This is a genomic window from Paenibacillus sp. FSL H8-0260 (assembly GCF_045040625.1).
GTDB classification, from domain to species: domain Bacteria; phylum Bacillota; class Bacilli; order Paenibacillales; family Paenibacillaceae; genus Paenibacillus_AQ; species Paenibacillus_AQ odorifer.
Genome location: NZ_CP150298.1, coordinates 5,074,825 through 5,093,186 on the forward strand (window position 1 = coordinate 5,074,825; position 18,362 = coordinate 5,093,186).

The window sequence follows — 18,362 nt, forward strand, 5'->3', positions numbered from 1 at the left end:
TTCCCCCTACTTACGGTTCACCGCTTTGGTTGAAGCTGTGAATTTTGGAGCCACTCTTATATCAACCGAGCACTCATTTTCGGCACGTGACAATTTTCCCAATTAGCTTTTATGAACGCCCGATGCATGAGCGAGCGTGTTGTACTTGAGATAATCATCATATTACTGATCGTCACTCTGCTGTGAATTGTTGTGTTGAGTTCACACCCTCCACAACTTGGCCGCTAGACAGATAGTAATCTCTTTGCACTGAACCGTCTGTTTTGGTGCTGTTGACCACAAAGACCTGGCCTACTTCTATCGGCATCAGATAGTTATCGTAAGGAAGATAATTGTCCACCAGTGGAAGGTCTTTGATATCTTCATAGGCGTCCTCCAATCGCCAAAATTCTCGATAGGCGTAATCCTTGAACCCGTTCAAATCCTGCTTACCAAAATAAGATGCTGCATATTCCTTGCCCTGTAAGGAGATGTAATCTACTCTGGATGGCTCAATATCTTTAGCAATCCAACTTAGGTTCTCAGAATAAATGTTATCGCCATAATGCTCCTGTAATTGATTGCCCATACAAGGGATGGATTGGGTCTTATAGTCCATTTCATCAAGCCCGGTATGCGCTGAGCCGTAAATGCCCATAACGCTCTCATTGCCCAACTTCTCAAATTCGCGAATAAAGTTTTCCGTCATCGTGTCTTCCCGATATACGCCGTCTTCTTTGCTGTAAAAAACACGGCCTTGCCGGATCGCTTCCATTGTTAAAGTATACTTCTCCGATTCTCCCAGATCGTTTGCCACAAGATAAGATAAATAGCGGCTCCCGGTAGTTTCATATTGATGCCCGATGTCTGTGCCGTGGAAAATCGTCTCCGGACACTCGCTCTTTATTTTTTTGTAGAACTCTTTGACATCAGGGTTGTGACTACGTGTCCGTTCCCAATCATCATAAATCTCCTCTAAAATATCATCATTGTCCGACTGCATCCATAGATTCAAGTATTCGGCGGTAAAATAGGGCAGCTCGACGAATAAGTGCCTCATGCCCTCGTTATGGTAGTATTGAGACCACAATTTATATTCCTTGTCAAATATCTTGGCTACGCCGTGTGCTTCACCGTACAGATAAATGCTGCCCGATGCTTGCGCTACCACAGGTACATCCTTGGTCGGCTGCGCAGACTTGCTTGCTGTCTTGCCTGCGGTGGAATTATCGCAGGCAGTAAGGCTACTGACCACAAGTATAACGATCAGGGCAAGCAGCAAAGGGTATACAAGCATCATTTTCGCTTTTGCTACGAAGATGAGATTACGGTCATTCATAAACTAAGATCAACCTTTCATATACATTTATAAATCCATAATTTGGTATTCCCTAGCTGTTGCAAGATTTCCTGCTATCTCATCTTCAATTCTATATAGATTAAGGGAAAATGTGTCCTTTAGCGCAACGAAGGTAGCCGTTCATATAGACCAGCTACCTTCGTTTTAGATTAAGCTATTGTTTCCCGTTAGTTCAATAGAATCAACAGTTTCAGTCCGATGGTATCCTCTTGTCTATGATTCAAGCCACCACTTTTAATCCCATGATAAAATACTTATAAATCCCACTATAGCCAAACGGCCAAAGCGGATATAATCTTACTCTAAATTACTGGAGGTAGCGCTCCATACTCGGCCCACTGCTCTTTTGTCGGGCCGTAAAGATCCGGCACACGAAGGCCTGCCTGACGCATCAGTACTGTCATCTGACCACGATGATGAATCTCATGCTTTACGAGAATTTCCAGCATTAAGCCGTTTGGCCATTGATCACCATACATATCGCTCATGATAAGCAGATTCTCATCTTTCCAACTGGACTGTATAGCATCAAGGAGCGCTTGTGAGGTCCTCTTATAGACTGACGCGATGTCTGCTGCCGAAGCTGGCACCGGCATATCTTCGCCCGGTCCTTCGAAAGACAGTCCCGTCCGAGATGGCATTTCGTGCAACGTCTGTACAAGGTGCCATGCAACACGTCCAAGCGTTCTATGATCGCTTGTTATCTGTTGGCCAAGAGACTCGTCCGTCAGCATCTCTAGTGTCCGCATTGTTGCTTCCGTTTCATTCTGCCAAGTTGCGGCAAAATCTTTAATGTGTTTATACATATCCAACATCTCCTTTTTGTAATGGAATCAAGTTTATTGTACCGAACATTAGTTCGCAAGTAAATATTTACATTTACTTAAACTACCCCCGTTAACCAAACGAAGCTGCCGAAAATCATTGTGCTAATCCCGAAATGTAATTAACTACGTATGGTTAATACTTTTGATCATTTTGTTTACGCTAGCCTGCCTATTAGCTTCATAAAAAGAGCAGGATACCGAAGCACTTGCTTATCAATGTAATGTATTATTCAACTATCGTATCCCGTTAGCTCAACCGTTATTTATGATACGGCTCACCGTAGTATATCTAAGCATAAATTAGAGTTTGACCAAACTTTACATATTCATGTATAAAGCGAAAACCACTCCTTTACTATGGAGTGGTTTCTTAGAACCTCGCTTTTTCGCACTATCATTCTCAATGGAGTCGACTACGCATTTGTATCCAACATTGCTGGAATATTTATTTCTTTTACACAAGAGGCTTTGGAAAGGTTCATTAAGCATTTAACTAAAGAAACAATATCTTGAAGAGGAATCTGTGTACCGCCATACGCAGACAAGACTTTCTCAATTCCATCTTCCAATGGAATTTGGGTTGCAATTTCACCAGGATTTATACAAGTCACACCGATCCCATACTTTTTTACATGCTCCCTTATAGAATTTCCAATACCACGCAAACCGAACTTAGAAGCTACAAATGAAACTTGCGTAAAATCATTATGTTCAAGACCTGCCGTAGAACCAATTAAGAAAATTTTTGCGTTATCTGACTTTTTTAGATTCGGTAAAAGCTTCTGTATGCAGGTAATAGCTGAAGTAACATTTACATTAATGATGTTGACGATTTCAGCTGGGTCATCTTTTTCAAAATCATAGTCATCCCTGAAGCCTTTGCTCTCCCATATCCCTACATTATATATTAATACGTCTATTGTAACGTCATTTACTGTATTCGCAATCAGCTTGCTTGCATCAGATTTCGCTAAATCAGCCTCAATCCAATATTTCTGTACACCATCTTCAAGATTTAAATTGTTAGGATAAGTTCTAGAAACCACCCAAACACGATCACCTTTTTCTGGCAATCCTTTGAAGAATGCCTCACCTAATCCTTTACTTGCTCCGAAGATAATAAAATTCCTCATAAGTTATCCTTTCGATATGATTTATCTCTGCATTTAATCATTAAATTCACAGTGAATGCTGAAAATCATTCAATATGAGAATCACCAAGAACATTGAATTTTTATATGACGCTTCCCTCACCAATGAATTTATACTTACTTATAATACGGTTATGCATGATTATGTTCAACTATCCTGCCCGTTAGTTGAATAAAGACAGCCGATCCACTGACCGGCTGCCTTATGTCATCATTTAGCTATCGCTATTCGATAGTTTAACAATCAAGATTTCTGCACGCCATGACCACTCTTCTAATGTCTATGCTCAAGGATGTTGATAAGTTTGCCAAACGGGTCGCGGACATAGAATCGCCGAACGCCCCAAGGCTCATCAACAAGCCCATATTCTATCGGAAATCCAGCTTTCTTCATGCTTTCAAATGTAGCATCGACATCATCGACTTCAATTGATAGATCAGGCGTAGGCGTTTCTGAGCCACCCTGTGAGGCAAAACTAATCTGAATGCTCATCTCCTCGTCTAAACCATAAGTTCTAATCCAACCATGATCCATCATTAAATCAAGACCGAGCACATCCTCGTAGAAGCATTTAGCTGCCGCGATATCCTTCGTGTTTATATTGGCGACGATTCGTTTGACCTTCATTTCAAACCTCCCAGACAGAAGTAGATTATCCTTGAATATAGAATGCATTCAACATATAACAGTTAATTCTAGCCTCGACGTTCCTGACCTTTATTTATCCATATTAAGCTGCGGAGGCTCACCGAGCAGAAAACACCAGAAAACACCCGAAGAGCTGGCATTAAGTCTGGTTACGAAATCTCCGTACTAACCACCTCAACACAAGAAGCACCACGATTCCGCAAATGGTATAACTGATTGGGCGAATAAATTGCTCCACGATACCCCAGTTGTCACCTAAGCGGTATCCCAGATAGATCAAAGCTAAGTTCCACGGGATACAGCCGAGTGCTGTAAATGTTATGAATCTCCAAGCTTTCATTCCAGCAATCCCTGCGGGCAGAGAGATAAAAGTACGAATAAAGGGCAACATACGAGTAAAAAATACGGTACTCTCGCCATAACGCTCGAACCAACGCTCCGACTGCTCCAAATGATGCTCATTCAAGAGAATATATTTTCCGTATTTCTCTAATAACCGGCGTCCACCAGCCTTACCAATATAATAGGCAATGATGGAACCCAGTAGGTTTCCGAATATCCCAGCAACAGCAACTTCCATAAAAGTAAGCGAGCCTTGCGCAATCAGCCACCCACCGCTGAGCATAATCACTTCACTGGGAATGGGGATACAGGCACTCTCTAGAATCATCCCTAACCATATGCCCCAAATACCCATAGAATTAACAAGGTGAAGCGCGGATTCAGATATCCACGTAAATAGTTGATGCATGAGTGTTCACTCCGCTTCATAAATTTTACTATTCCTTAAGAAAGTCTCGTTATAATTGAACAAAAAACGGGGGGAAAACAAAATAATGATGAAATTCAATATACACAAATTTTTGTATGGCATATTCGTTATAGCCGCTATCTTGCTGATGTTCCCTAAATTTTCTTACAATGATCCCGATACCTTCTGGCATATAGAGCTAGGACAATATATGATCGGGCACGGACAAGTTCTACATCATGCCATACATACTTTTTACGGAGATAAGCTGCCCTACGTCCCTCATGAATTCGGATTCCAGCTGCTCGTTGCCCCGCTTTATGCAGCTTTTGGATGGCCGGGTGTGTATATTTTGACCGCTGTATGCTTGTTCTTTTTAGTGCTCGGATTGCTTCGGCTGGGTAAGGTTTCACGCAAAGAACTGGGACTTCAAGAAGACCATGTTCTCCTGCTCCCTTTTGTGCTGCTAATTTCTTGCTGGATTTATTATAATTATTTCAAAGGCCGTCCACAGATGATCTCTTCGTTTATGATTGTCTGGTTTTTCGTATATTTACGTGAATATCAAATGAGTTCTCAAAAGAAATATGCCGCTGCGATGATTGCTCTTTCTATTGCCATTGCCAATTTTCATGCAGGAGTATGGCTTGTAATTGCTGTATTTACAGGGATGGCTCTGCTTGAATCCTTGATCCAAAAAACGCTGAATGGGCGTAAAATCATAGTCTTCAGTCTCGTCTGGTTCGTTGGCATTCTAAATCCAGGCGGCGTAAAAAGTCTCTTGTTTATTTTGACAGTTACGAAGAAAAACTTTAACCTGCTGATCAATGAATGGCAACCCATTCGGTTCAATAGCTTGGAGAACTTGCCCATCTTACTATTGCTTTTGTTCTTTGCCTGCACACTTCCTTTTGCACTCCAGCGTAAACCGTTCCGTTTTTTTCTTATGCTTGGGATTCTATACCTCGGTGTATCAAACTTCAAGCAAAACCTGTTTATGTGGCTGTTCATCCCCTATTTTGCGGCTGTATTTTTTGATGCGCTTCCTGAGTTCACCAAAACAGGTATTCTAGTCCGACAAAGTACATTACGCGGGTTACTGGCAGTTGGTCTGCTGCTAAACATTGCTTATCTATTCCTTGTACCACCAGTTATTGACGCCAAAAAATATCCTATAGATGAAATGGACTATATTCTGCAGCATACATCTGAAGGTACACGTCCCAAAGTTCTCGCCCACTACGGTTCATCCGGCTATGTCATGTTTCGAGGGGGAGATGTGTTATGTGATGGCAGACAAGATCCCTTCGTGACAAAAGATTCTCTTGGCGTATTGGGTTGGACTGCTTTTGAACGCTCGATGCACGGATTCTCTGAATACCTTCCCGAGATCGTTAATTACGATCAGCCCGATTATGTAATTACGAGCAAAAAGGTCTCATATAAGCTACTCAAGGAATGGACACAAAAATTTGGTCAGCCCGTATTTACGGGGACCTATGGCAGTGTCTTCTCGTTTATCCCAGAGTGATGATCCGGCTCGTTAATTCCTCACTGTGTAGAACGCAAAAAAACGCTGACCTGAGGCAATCTAGCCAATAGTCACCATCCGCAATTAAGTATTCTGATTAATAACATCCGTATGGTAAGGATATACATAATTACGACAAATAAGAAAAATAAGTTAGTAAAATATCAAATCTAGCGTTGATTGTTCTTAAATTGTATAGTATTTTATGGAAGAAAGGTAATTTAAAAGAAGGGAGGAATTAAAAATGGACAAGATGTGTATGGAAATGATGATGAACATGTGTATGGATGATATGATGTCTAAGATGAACTGTATGAAGATGGGCATGGAAAAAATGTCTGAAATGGGCATGATGGATATGAACATGGATATGATGATGAAAAAAATGCAGGACTGCGATGAAATGATGACTATGTGTATGACAATGATGCGCGAAGGAATGCAAATGTCTAAGTAGCCTATAGACCATCGTAAGTTTGGCAGAGCAGACTAACTGCATGCCTTTTTTTATTTTCTATTTATTATTACAATGTGAGCTTAAATTATATCCTGATATATCTACTCTGAATCTTCTTCGATAGATTAATCCGTTCCTGCTTTAACTCCCAGACTTTCTCTTTCCACCGGTACTGCTCTACTGGATCCGCACTTTCCCTCAGCTTATTAAATAAATCCATTAATATTGCATTTACATCGTCGAATTGAATCCACAGCTCTTTCACACTTTGTTCTGTTGTCTCAGCATGAGAATTCTTACTCAGCTTATTCAAACGATCTATGATGTCAGCTTGCCACTGTCCATCGTTAATTGCTTTGGCGTAGTTTAAAAGATCCAGATAATCATCGACAGACATTTTCACCGACTCCTTATTCTGTGTATACCCAGTATTATACTCGGCATTATAGAAATTGCAATAGTCTATCTGTAGAAAAGGCATCTTCTCAGATGCCCCCGCAATGTTATTCCCAATCCGTTACTGGATTTTCCCGCCTTCAACGACAAGCTCATCAGTATATCCTTCACCGTAAATTTCATTTAAGGTTTCTTTGTAGGCTTCATGGATAAATTGTTCTTTACCAAGGGTATCAAGTTCTGTATTAATCCAGTCCAGCAATTCCTTATTCCCCTTTGCCACTGCTGGAGCTATTGTATCCTGACCCCCGAAAGCAGGAATGCTGACCGTAAATCCAGGATTTGATTTAGCCCAAGCAATGAGTTCTGTATTATCGTTAGCGATTGCCGCCCCCCGACCATCTTTAAGCGCTGCAAAAATCTCGGTGTACTGATCGAATTTGAGCAATTCAATATCCGGATATTCTTTGGTAAAATAGGTTTCCGCTGTCGTACCTTTAGCTACAATGAGCTTTTGCTTGTTCCCTTTTAATTGATCAATGGAAGTGATTGGAGCACTGTCTGGGGATACGATCCCAAAGGACAATTTCATGTACGGATTAGCAAAATCCACTTTTTCTTTTCTTTCCTCGGTGACCGTAAAGTTAGCCATAATGATATCAACCTTACCCGATTCAAGATATGCCACGCGGCTGGCAGCATCAACTAACACAAATTCAACCTTCGATTCATCCCCTAGCAGATCCTTGGCAAAGCGTTTGGCAATATACACATCAAACCCTTGGTTTTTACCCTCAGCGTCCACATAACCAAAAGGTGGTTTGTCTGCAAATACGCCGATCTTAATCTTCCCTTTCTTCTTTAGCTGTTCAATAGAAGTGAATTTAGAAGATGCTGAGTTTCCGTTGTTATCCGAACTATTTCCGCAAGCAGCCAATCCCATCAATAATATACTTACACCTACCAGCATCGTTAGCCATTTCAAACTTTTCTTCATTTCTCTTCCTCTCCTATTTCTATAATTTTTCGTACTGAAATATATCCAGAAAATGCTGGGCACGTTCTGTCGCAGGGTGGGTAAAAAATTGTTGCGGGGCAGCGATCTCACATATCTTGCCTTGATCCATAAACACGATCCGATCCCCAACCGATTTGGCAAACCCCATTTCATGAGTCACGATGATCATCGTCATTCCTTGCTGAGCAAGCCCTAAGATGACATCAAGCACTTCCCGAACCATTTCCGGATCCAAGGATGCTGTCACTTCATCAAATAACATAATCTCCGGATTCATACATAAAGCTCTTACTATAGCTATTCTCTGCTTTTGTCCACCGGAAAGCTGGCGTGGATAGTCCAGTTTACGCTCAAGCAGCCCAACCCGCTCTAAGAGCTGTTCCGCTTGCTGCGTTGCTTCTTTAAGCTCTCTCTTTTGTACTTTCAGAGGGCCTAGAAGAATGTTATCCATAACCGTCATATGCGGGAATAACTCATAATTTTGAAAGACCATTCCGATATGCTGCCTAACTTCACGCCAATCTACAGCAGCCCCCGCGAGGTTCTGCCCACGATATTGTATCGCGCCTTCCTGAACCGGTTCCAAACCGTTAAGACAACGCAGGAACGTACTTTTTCCACAGCCAGAGGGACCGAGAATAACGATTACTTCTCCTTTTTCGACCTGCAATTCAATGCCGTCCAGAACCTTTCGCTCTCCAAAATATTTGTGTAATTGTGTAACCTCCAGCAGGAGTTCTCCGGAATCTGCCATTACAACCGTTCCTTCCTAAGCCTTAATTTTGCCATCTGCTTTCAACTTTTTTCGAAAGTCTGGATAACGGAAAACATACAGAAAAATATAATATAAAGATAAAGCCGTATACCCAGAATGAAGCGGTGGGCGCTTTTATCACGCCGAGTTCAATGATCTGCTGCCCGATCTTTACCACCTCAATCACTCCAATCAGCACCACCAGTGATGTTGTCTTGATCATTCGTGTGGCAAGATTAATCATTCCCGGCAGCATTCTGCGTACAGCCTGCGGGATCAAAATATGCCGATAAAGTTGACTGCTGCTCAGACCTAGCGCCCTGGCAGATTCCACCTGATGTTTTGGCATAGATTGCAAAGCTCCACGAACAAGATCGCCAATTTCCGCAGCTCCCCATAAGCTGAACACCAATATAGAGGTAGCCTCCCCGCTGATATCGATATGAAGTAATGGAGAGAAACTGAAATGTACTACATACAGCCACACTAGAATCGGAATAATTCTAAAGGTCTCCAAATAAAGACGTAATATAAACCTTAATGGCCTCGATCCCAGCGTCCGGAGCAATCCCATAACGATCCCTAATAACGTACCGATTCCAATAGAGAGAAATGAAATTTCAATCGTTACAAGTAAGCCCCCTAATAATCGTTCGAAATTAGAACCTTCAAAAAGCACCTCAATCCCCGAATTCTGCATATCTCACCTTCCTTTCCACCCAAGTCAATAAAAGCGATAAGGGCAGGACTAACACCAAATAGGCGAGTACCAGAAGGAGCAGAGACTCCGCTGTTTTGTAATGCATGCCGATCAAGTCTTTTGCCACATTCATCAAATCCATTAAAGCAATGGCACCTACAATAGAGGTCTCCTTCAGCAGAAAGATCGCATTTGCCCCTAAAGAAGGAATACTTATCGCAAAAGCTTGGGGAAAAATAACATATCTGACCAGCTGCAGCTTAGACAGTCCAATGCTCTGACCTGATTCAATCTGCGATTGGCTAACTGCCTCGAACCCACTTCGAAAAGCCTCCGTCATATAGCTCCCGCCCAAAAATGTCATGCCTACAATCGCACAGGTCATTTCACTAAAGTGAATTCCGATCTTAGGTAAGCCATAGTAAAGAAAAAAGAGCTGCACAAGTAAAGGGGTGTTCCGTGAAAGCTCAATGTAGATCTTAATAACATCACTGACGATTTTGACCTTATAGTACAAGACGATACTGAACAGTAATCCAATAAGGAGTGAGAATACAATAGCTAACAACGCTAGCTTCACTGTCAGCCACATCGCCTCACCATAAAGCGGCAAACTCTCGTAGATAAACTCCCAGTCTAAATTCATATCTGAGTAACCCGATCCCCTTTTCTTAATTTCTAATAATTATCAAAATCTTACATTAAACCTTACGCGTGGTGATATGATTTTATTCATACTATTCCAAGTAAATAACTACGTTTTAAAACTCTTGTATAATAGTCCACACAAAAAAAACCGCTAAGAGATTAGTCTTAGCAGTTTCCTTGTTCTATAGGCTAAACCTTGCCCCACCCTAACATCCCACTACCAATAGCCTCGGATGCCGGTCTGCAAGCGGATCAGCGCTTCCATATAATAATAATCTCCCCAAATCATATGACCATCAGGCACACGTCCACCTCTCACATGATAAGAACCATGCTTTAGAAGTCCCTCTGCTTCCGGATTTCCAGATGTCGCATAATGTTCCACTAGAGATTTCATGCTACGGTGTAAAGCAACTTCATAAATGGCCCGGTCCGGATCGTCTACGCCTAGGTGATCGAGCAGTTCCAAAAGACCGGCTGCCGCAATCGCCGAAGCCGAGCTGTCGCGAGGGGTCTCCGCTCCCACTGGCACATCGAAATCCCAATAAGCCACACTATCCTCCGGTAGATGGCTGATAAAATAATCCGCTAGGCTCTTAGAAGTCTTAAGAAAATCCTCATTCTGCGTATAGCGATACGCCAGAGCAAAACCGTATATTCCCCAAGCTTGACCACGTGTCCAGGTCGATCCGTCCTCATAACCTTGATGTGTTCCTCCACGAATTGCATTTCCGGTAGCCGGATCAAAATAAAAAGTATGGTAAGAGGAGGCATCCCCACGCACAAGAAATTTCCGGCTCTTAAACGCATGTTCGAGCGCTATTTCATAATAGCGCTTATCTCCTGTTTCCTCAGCTGCCCAGAATAATAGAGGTAAATTCATCAAGCAGTCAATAATGATACGTCCCGCATTCTCCGGGTCACTCTCCAGTCCCCAGGCCTGAAGAATCCCTGCTGGTTCACGCCAGCGCTTGCACAGCGTGTCCGCAGCTTGCAGACCGACAGCTCGCGCCGCTTCGCTGCCCGTTATTTTCCACTCCGCTACTGCGGTCAGTGTATACAAGAAACCAATGTCATGATGGTCCAGGGCGATGTGCTGATCCAGACGATGCTTGAAGTCCCCTAACCAAGAGGCTGCCGCCTCCTTATAGCATGAATCCTTACTATATTCATAAGCAAGCCACATCATCCCAACATAGAAACCCTCTATCCAGTCGTCGTTGTCTCCCCATTCGTACTGTTGCCCCTCAGCGATATGAGGCAGTTTGCCCGGATGGTTAGCCATATTGCTCCCAACTTTGTGAATCGCATCCTCAATAGCCTTATTCCACATCTTTGTTTCTCCCTTCCCTTAAATCAACAGTATGCAAAAGTGTATCGTTACTAGGTTCGTATACAGCAACCCTTCCGTCCGAGTGCCATTGAATAAGCGGCGGTGAAGCAAGACTTGCCTGGTTCTCCGGAGTATTCGTCGCTCCGAAGACAGCAGATATCAATACTTGATCTCCCGGTTCCAGTCTGGAGCACAAGCTCGGAAGAAGTGTCCGCGGCTTCAGCAGATTGGTATTTGGCTCGGGATATACGCACTCTCCCCGATCAAAGCCGCTTAGCCTATGTATGGCACTGATTCCCAAGGGCAGCTGCACCGAAACAGCAGTGTTCGATACCTTAATGATTTCCCGTTCACTGTGCGAGAAGCCAGCTGACTGGCCAATGGCAAATCCACCCTCCGCTACATCCAGCCGCCGGGCAGTATGAATGCTGTGAACACGAACATGCCATAGACCTGCCGGAATAATCCATGTCTCCACATGTACATCACTCCAGGGATGCCAGCGGGAATATACATAGCTGTCCCCGATTTCCCAGGTCTCGCAGAATCTGCGTACCCGATAGTGTTCATCACATTCGCATAGTGCGAGTGTAGAATCGTAAGCGCCTTGAACCAACCCGTAACCCGCTTTCGGGACACTAAAACCAAACAGAGTGGAATATGCAAATTTAGAATATTTGGCTGCACTATGGGCCATATCAAAGTTAGCCATCTGGCCAGAGGTATAGGCAATAACCTGCCTGTTTCCTTCCGGACGACTCACAAGCATTCGCGCCTCTTGGAGAGCCCGTACCTCTTTCAAAATAGGCAACGGCTCTTCCTCCGCCTGCCAAAAAGGATGATCATCTGGCAAGGCAAGAATAAGCATAGCTTTAAAGGCCCAATACGGAGATCCGGGGGCGTTGTAGTTCTCTGTCATAACTAGATTCGGATAAGCATATCCGATGCTAAGCAGTCCGTCTAATCCCATAATAGGTTGTTCAAACCACCAACGAAAATGGCGCATAATGATTCCTTTAAGAACGCCATATGAAAAAGGAACCATATCTGCATACACCAGCGCACTCCAGAATGAAACCTGTGCAAAACGATAGGTCAGGCTACGACCAAAAGGAAGTGCGCTTCCGTCCTCAGCGAACCAATAAATGAAATCCTCGGCAAATCGTACTGATCTTTCCCGATAAACAGCAGCTCTCTGAGGATCATCATCCGCCATCAGCTTAGCGTATATCAGCGTATAATAATGCATAGCAAAAGCAATATAATAGTCCCTCTGATCCGTCAATCCATCGGAATACCAACCGTCACCAAGATAGTAATTATCGATCTGCTCTAGATAATCATCCATTATGCTCTGATCATAAGGTAATCCGACTTTCTTGAAGCCCACATTCACAAGAACCGTGAACATCAGCCAGTTATTCGGATTGGAACGATCCACATGATTAATCTGATTTAGCCAGTTATATACATTCATTTTCTGCGTGTCGCTCAGCGGCTCCCACATTTTATGTGGTGCAAGAGCAAGCCCCAGTCCCAACACGGCCTGCTCTACCATACGCTGATCTTTGGTAGTAAATTGCCCCCAATATTCTTCATGCTCCGGGTCTGTTCCGTTGATGATCCCTTCCAGAAACATCGGCCAGAGTGCACTTTCCCCTCCACCGCTGGCATGGGGAACAAGGCCCCATAGAGGACGGGCGAAAGCTTCCATAAGCGCTGTAGCTTCATTGTAAATCGATCCTGTAGCGCCCATATTAATTCCTGCACAACCAGAGGTAAATCTGCGCTCCAGTGGAGTATATAGTTCATTTAGGAACATCTGTAATTCATTTTTAGTGCCCTTTATTCCCACAGCAATGTTTCCTCCTGTCCACACTCAATGCCAAGTGGCATATTCACTAGGCCTCATGCCCATTTCCCGTTTAAACAGCTTGATGAAATAACTTTTGTTGGCATATCCCAGATACTCGGAGATCTCTTCCACTGTCTTTTCAGATTGGTTAAGCAGCTCCTTTGCCTTCTGAAGCTTTAGCATATTTACATATTCAATGAAGTTCTGGTTTGTTTCCCGTTTGAATAAGCGGCTGAAATAACTGGCATTTAAGTTAAGGCGGCCTGCCATGTCCTCCAGCGTTATTTTCTCCGTCACATGACTAATCACGAACTGCTGGGCTTTGATGACCTCACTCCGTTTAGACTTGATGGAGAACATACTTATTTTCCGCGCTAATTCCTCCAAGTACTGCACCAGCCATTGTTCCAAATGCTCCAGAGTTTCAATGTCACCAACCACGCTAAAAAGCTTTTCTTCGGTTATAGGCAATGGAGATTGCAGAAGCTGTTTCGTCTTCATCTGCAAGTCCATCAGCAAGCGAAGCACACATTCCTTGACTTCATTCGGATGGAATTTTTGCGAGGCCACCCATTCCCTCCATTCCTTTACATGAACGCGAAGCTCCGTGTTCCTGTTCAAGGCAATATCATCATTGATAACAGCGTACAATGTTCCATATTCAGCATAAATATCTTCTCCGGAAAAGCAGACTTCTTCAAAACGGTGGATTCCCGCCGCAGGGAGATAAAAGCGCTGTATTTTCTCCCTCAGCATCCGCTGCAATGTTCCGCGAATTTCCTCAGGACTGCGCGCCTCAGCGCCAAATAAGCAAGAGACAGACAGTTTAAGATATTTTTGAACCGCTGAGGCTGCATTTTGAATAGAGTGATAGATAGCCTGGTGATCTTTGGAAGGCTGGTCGCTGCAAAAGAGAATGACAATCTCCTTATGGCTGTATCTCGAAATGAACAGACTGTGATCAGCCTCAAGCACTTCCTGCATAATATTCTCAACCGCAAAAGAAATCGTATATTCACTCATCCGGCGCACCCTTGAAGCTTCCTCTGGACGATCAATTACAATAACCAGCGGGATATAGTTTTTGGCATGGATCATAATTCCGTTTGATCGGGCCTGCTCGATCCAAGCCCCCTTATCCCAGGATTGATACAAGGTATCTTTTAGAAACTTTTCCTTCAGCGCGGCGCGATTTTGAGACTGCTTTTGCTTATAAACCAGCATCTCTGTATGCTGCTGCCTATTCAGTCCCACTTCCGCCACAAGGGTTCTAATCGCTTGCTGTAACTGCTCAATATCCAGTGATTCTTTTAAAATATATTCTCCTACGTTTAATTTCAGCGCTTGCTGGGCGTATTTGAATTCGTTGTGGCAGGAGAGAATAATCGCACGGATTTCGGGCTGCACAGCTCTGAATAGCTCCAGCATCTCCAGCCCGTTCATCTTGGGCATGCCAATATCGGTAATAATAAGATCTGGTGGACTCTGCTGTGCTTTTTCCCAAGCCTCGAGACCGCTATAATAACATCCGATGAGTTCAATACCGAGCTCACTCCAAGGTACGGCCTGCGACAAATAACGGATAACCGGATAGTCATCATCCACCAATATTGCCGTCAGCATTCTCCACACCCACCTTTCCGTAATCCAGAGGAAACTCCAGACAAATCTCTGTGCCCACATCAGGTTCACTTTGAATATTCAGCTTAAAAGAAGCGCCATAAATCATACTGAGGCGTTGGGCCACATTGCGTAAACCTATGCCGGAGAACCCTTTTCTGTCCTCCTCTGTAATTTGTTCGCTGCTGTATGCGGTTTCACGAAGTCTTGTTAAAGTTTCCGGCGACATCCCGATCCCATTATCCTTAATGGTGATAACCAAGCTTCCCGTAGTTGCAACAATACGAGCTTCAATAAAAATCTCGCCACCAAACTGCTCGAAGCCATGGATGATGGCATTCTCGATCATGGGTTGAATCATAAATCGAGGCACCAGTGCTTCAGCGCTACCGTCCGCTAAATTCATTTCCAGCCTGACCTGATTGGCATGGCGGAAATTCATTAAAGTGACATAATGCGATATCGTATCTGTCTCCTCACGAAGCGGGATAAACTCATTGTCTCTGTTAAAGGTCATCCGGAGCAAAGACGACAGCGAACCAATCAACTCAGCATTCTCCCGATCGCCTTGCATCAGGATATTTAAGCGAATCGAATTCAGCAGATTAAACATAAAATGTGGATTGATCTGCGCTTGCAGCATCTCTAGTTCGGCTTTTCTTTTTCCCGTCTGTTCATAAGTGATTTGTTCAATCATAGACTCGATCCGATCCAGCATCTGGTCAATAGTGCGGGCGAGCTGTGCTGCCTCATTATTCCCTCGAATGAACGAACGTTCATCCAACTGACCACGACCTATTCGCTTTACAAAAGCGCTTAATTTTACGATTGGCTGAGTCAGCTTTGAGATTAGAACGGTTAAGAGAACGGAAAACAAGGTAAAGAAAAGAATCTGCACCGCCAGGCTGATAAATAAAATCTGCTTATTTTTCGACAAGGCTGCCTTCAGCGGAATAATGCTGACCATCCGCCATTTGTTACTGCTCAGCTCCTGATCAACATATAAAAACTTCTCTCCGTCGATTTCCACAGTGTCAAGCTCGCCATCCATTTTCAACCACGTCATCGTCTCTCCGATTCGGGCCTTGTCAGCATGGGAAACTACAGTTCCCTTGTCATCCAATAGCATCATCTCTTTATCATTATCGTTATTTAGATAAGGACGGAGCTTACGCTCATTGATATTAATAATTAAATATCCGATGGTACTGCTGGAGGTCGATTGAATCGGCCTCGCAATGGTTACCCAATCAGCTGAGCCTTTATCAGAATAATTGTAGTACGTATCGTGCTCCGCTCTCCAATAAGTCGAAATGGGTTGAATTTGTTTCAGCAACGATGTCCAATTTTTGTTGTAGAAATTTTTCGGGTTAAAGTCACTGTAAGGATAGCTGGTATAAATCAAACCATTTTTTCCGATTAACGTTACCTTCAAATATTCTGTTAAAACAAACATATCATCCAGCATCCGCGACATACGGTTATACTGAATGATTTGCTTTGGTGCACGGAGCGACTCTGAATCGGCAGACATCATCTGCCTGATCTCGCTGTTCTGGAGCACAAAGTTGGACTGTTCCAGTGTCTGTTCAAATATGGCATTCATATTGGCGCTGGCTGCATTTAAAGATTCTCTTGCGCTACCAACCGCTTTCTCCAGAATGAGATCCCGGGTCAAATAATCTGTAACCATGTAAATGCAGACAAGCGGGATCAGCACGCAGATCAGCGATGACCAGACAAGTTTCTTACGGAGGGATTGATGCTTTCTAAACACGGATTACAGGCCCCACATCTGTTTGAATTTGGAGCAGGAGGCAGAAATGCTTTCCTGCCCCCACATTATAAGCCCCCTTTGAAAAGCGTACAATCAGCCTCCGCTTACTTTCCGCTATTGTTCTGAACAACTTCCGTTATTTTTTTATCGATATTGGCAACTGTGACATCCAGATCCTGTTGGCCTAGGAGATACATCTCCGCTTCTGGAATAACGTTGTTCTTAGCTTCATCCGCATATTTAGCCGGAACCTGCGTTGCACCAGGTGTCGAGTTCTCCATCGTATATTTCAGAGAATCGACATCAATCTTAGAGGAATCCTTAGAACCACTCACAATTGTATCCACTAATTTATTCGTATCCGATTTGGCCCAGCCAGAGAAAACGCGTCCACCGATTTCCAGTCCTTCTGAGGTATACCAGCGCACAAAGGTATAGGCAGCCTCCTTATGCTTGGATTTAGCGGCTATTCCCATGTAGGTCGGCTGTACGGGTGAGTAATGTTTGCTCTCACTGTCAAGACGGGGGATCGGCGCAAACGCGGTAACAAAGGTTGCCGGAATGGCATCCGTTCCACCCGATTCCGCAACCATCCAGTCGCCCATCGGAAGCATCGCTGCTAAACCGTTAAAATACTGATTCCGGTAGGCTAGTTTTTGCGAAATAATATCCTCATAAGGAGTGGCACTCTTATCTTCGTACATCATTTTCTTCATCATCTGCAGATTAGCCTTAAATTGCGGGTCAAGTGCATTGGAGGTTCCATCAGCTTTTAGAAAAGTATTATCCGTAGACTTGCTCATCAGCTGGAGCTGGAAATAATCCGGCCAATTATGCAGATACGCGCCAAAACGTTTCGTTGCGCCCTCACCCTTGGTCAATTTCTTGGCATACTCTTCGAAATCCGCCCATGTCCAGTCGGTCGGAACCGGAAGGCCCGCCTCATCTAACATTTCTTTGTTAAGGAGCACGAACCAGCGCTGCATGGAAGACGGTAATGCATAGATTTTGCCATTGACCGTAGTGTCCACCAGATATTCATCTGCGAGTTTATAACCTTCCTTCTGAATATAGTCATCCATCGGTTCCAACAAACCGATATCTGCACGCTGTGAATAGTTGGTATAAGGCAGTTCGACAATATCCAGCGGATCGCTCGCAGCCGCCATCAAATCCAGCTTCTGCATAGAGGCAACCGAATCACCTTTTTCGTTCAGCAAATCTACTTCCACATGAATATCGGGATGCGTCTTCTCAAACTCCGCGATAATCGTGCTCCATTTCGCTTTGGCTTCTGTCTGCCAGGTGCTCAGCTTCAGGGTAACCTTCTCTGCTGCAGGCTTTGAATTTCCACCAGCATCGGGTGCATTAGTCGCTCCTGCATTATTGGTTTTCGCATTTCCGCCGCAAGCGGCCAATGATAACGCCATCGATGTGATGATGAATGCAGATAATAATTTCTTTTTCATTTAGACCCTCCTATAAATGTGTTGGGCATCACTTGCTTAACAACCAGTGACTATGTAACTGCTTACAAGAATATCCTAACATGCAGG

The 18,362-nt window shown here is 43.7% G+C and carries 17 protein-coding genes; 2 read left to right on the plus strand and 15 right to left on the minus strand.

The annotated features are described in order from the left end of the window. Positions 1-172: 172 nt before the first annotated feature. The 5 genes from MHI51_RS22695 to MHI51_RS22715 form a co-directional block, all read right to left on the minus strand. The gene (locus MHI51_RS22695; protein WP_139332058.1) at positions 173-1,318 is read right to left on the minus strand and encodes a hypothetical protein; all 1,146 of its coding nucleotides are present in this window, start codon (positions 1,316-1,318) and stop codon (positions 173-175) included. Between the two features lie 323 nt (positions 1,319-1,641). Then, the gene (locus MHI51_RS22700) at positions 1,642-2,145 is read right to left on the minus strand and encodes a DinB family protein (RefSeq protein WP_076218439.1); all 504 of its coding nucleotides are present in this window, start codon (positions 2,143-2,145) and stop codon (positions 1,642-1,644) included. A gap of 434 nt (positions 2,146-2,579) precedes the next feature. Continuing rightward, positions 2,580-3,299 carry an SDR family oxidoreductase gene (locus MHI51_RS22705; RefSeq protein WP_076130262.1) on the minus strand — a complete coding sequence of 240 codons (720 nt, stop codon included), beginning with the start codon at positions 3,297-3,299 and terminating at the stop codon, positions 2,580-2,582. Between the two features lie 292 nt (positions 3,300-3,591). Then, on the minus strand, positions 3,592-3,945 hold the full coding sequence (locus MHI51_RS22710) for a VOC family protein (RefSeq protein WP_076130263.1): 354 nt from the start codon (positions 3,943-3,945) through the stop codon (positions 3,592-3,594). A 160-nt stretch (positions 3,946-4,105) separates the two neighbouring features. Next, positions 4,106-4,717 carry a DedA family protein gene (locus MHI51_RS22715; RefSeq protein ID WP_036683119.1) on the minus strand — a complete coding sequence of 204 codons (612 nt, stop codon included), beginning with the start codon at positions 4,715-4,717 and terminating at the stop codon, positions 4,106-4,108. A gap of 85 nt (positions 4,718-4,802) precedes the next feature. Between MHI51_RS22715 and MHI51_RS22720 the strand changes: the two genes are divergently transcribed. Both MHI51_RS22720 and MHI51_RS22725 read left to right on the plus strand, forming a co-directional pair. Next, positions 4,803-6,248: a hypothetical protein gene (locus MHI51_RS22720; RefSeq protein ID WP_076218438.1), complete on the plus strand. Its 1,446-nt coding sequence runs from the start codon at positions 4,803-4,805 to the stop codon at positions 6,246-6,248. Positions 6,249-6,492: 244 nt separating this feature from the next. Then, positions 6,493-6,705, plus strand: coding sequence for a hypothetical protein (locus MHI51_RS22725; RefSeq protein WP_038572647.1), 213 nt, complete (start codon positions 6,493-6,495; stop codon positions 6,703-6,705). 85 nt (positions 6,706-6,790) lie between these two features. Here MHI51_RS22725 and MHI51_RS22730 read toward each other — a convergent pair whose 3' ends face one another. The 10 genes from MHI51_RS22730 to MHI51_RS22775 all read right to left on the minus strand — a co-directional run bounded on the left by MHI51_RS22730 (position 6,791) and on the right by MHI51_RS22775 (position 18,275). Further along, positions 6,791-7,102: a hypothetical protein gene (locus MHI51_RS22730; RefSeq protein WP_405173281.1), complete on the minus strand. Its 312-nt coding sequence runs from the start codon at positions 7,100-7,102 to the stop codon at positions 6,791-6,793. A 120-nt stretch (positions 7,103-7,222) separates the two neighbouring features. Continuing rightward, positions 7,223-8,098: a cysteine ABC transporter substrate-binding protein gene (locus MHI51_RS22735; protein ID WP_248548363.1), complete on the minus strand. Its 876-nt coding sequence runs from the start codon at positions 8,096-8,098 to the stop codon at positions 7,223-7,225. A gap of 19 nt (positions 8,099-8,117) precedes the next feature. Further along, positions 8,118-8,873: an amino acid ABC transporter ATP-binding protein gene (locus tag MHI51_RS22740; protein ID WP_076134604.1), complete on the minus strand. Its 756-nt coding sequence runs from the start codon at positions 8,871-8,873 to the stop codon at positions 8,118-8,120. Positions 8,874-8,895: 22 nt separating this feature from the next. After that, positions 8,896-9,573, minus strand: coding sequence for an amino acid ABC transporter permease (locus MHI51_RS22745; protein WP_076130269.1), 678 nt, complete (start codon positions 9,571-9,573; stop codon positions 8,896-8,898). Beyond that, positions 9,554-10,219 carry an amino acid ABC transporter permease gene (locus MHI51_RS22750; RefSeq protein WP_076186917.1) on the minus strand — a complete coding sequence of 222 codons (666 nt, stop codon included), beginning with the start codon at positions 10,217-10,219 and terminating at the stop codon, positions 9,554-9,556. The genes MHI51_RS22745 and MHI51_RS22750 overlap by 20 nt, the downstream gene beginning before the upstream one ends. A gap of 219 nt (positions 10,220-10,438) precedes the next feature. Then, positions 10,439-11,554 carry a glycoside hydrolase family 88 protein gene (locus tag MHI51_RS22755; RefSeq protein ID WP_405173282.1) on the minus strand — a complete coding sequence of 372 codons (1,116 nt, stop codon included), beginning with the start codon at positions 11,552-11,554 and terminating at the stop codon, positions 10,439-10,441. Beyond that, on the minus strand, positions 11,544-13,409 hold the full coding sequence (locus MHI51_RS22760) for a DUF2264 domain-containing protein (RefSeq protein ID WP_405173283.1): 1,866 nt from the start codon (positions 13,407-13,409) through the stop codon (positions 11,544-11,546). Before MHI51_RS22760 ends, MHI51_RS22755 begins: the two co-directional genes overlap by 11 nt. A 24-nt stretch (positions 13,410-13,433) precedes the next feature. Then, complete coding sequence (locus MHI51_RS22765; protein ID WP_076218434.1) at positions 13,434-15,032, minus strand: helix-turn-helix domain-containing protein; 1,599 nt, start codon at positions 15,030-15,032, stop codon at positions 13,434-13,436. Further along, entirely contained in the window at positions 15,007-16,806 is a 1,800-nt protein-coding gene (locus MHI51_RS22770) for a sensor histidine kinase (RefSeq protein WP_076186923.1), read from the minus strand. Before MHI51_RS22770 ends, MHI51_RS22765 begins: the two co-directional genes overlap by 26 nt. Before the next feature lie 104 nt (positions 16,807-16,910). Beyond that, positions 16,911-18,275, minus strand: a complete 1,365-nt coding sequence (locus MHI51_RS22775) for an ABC transporter substrate-binding protein (protein WP_076130274.1) — start codon at positions 18,273-18,275, stop codon at positions 16,911-16,913. Positions 18,276-18,362: the final 87 nt, after the last annotated feature.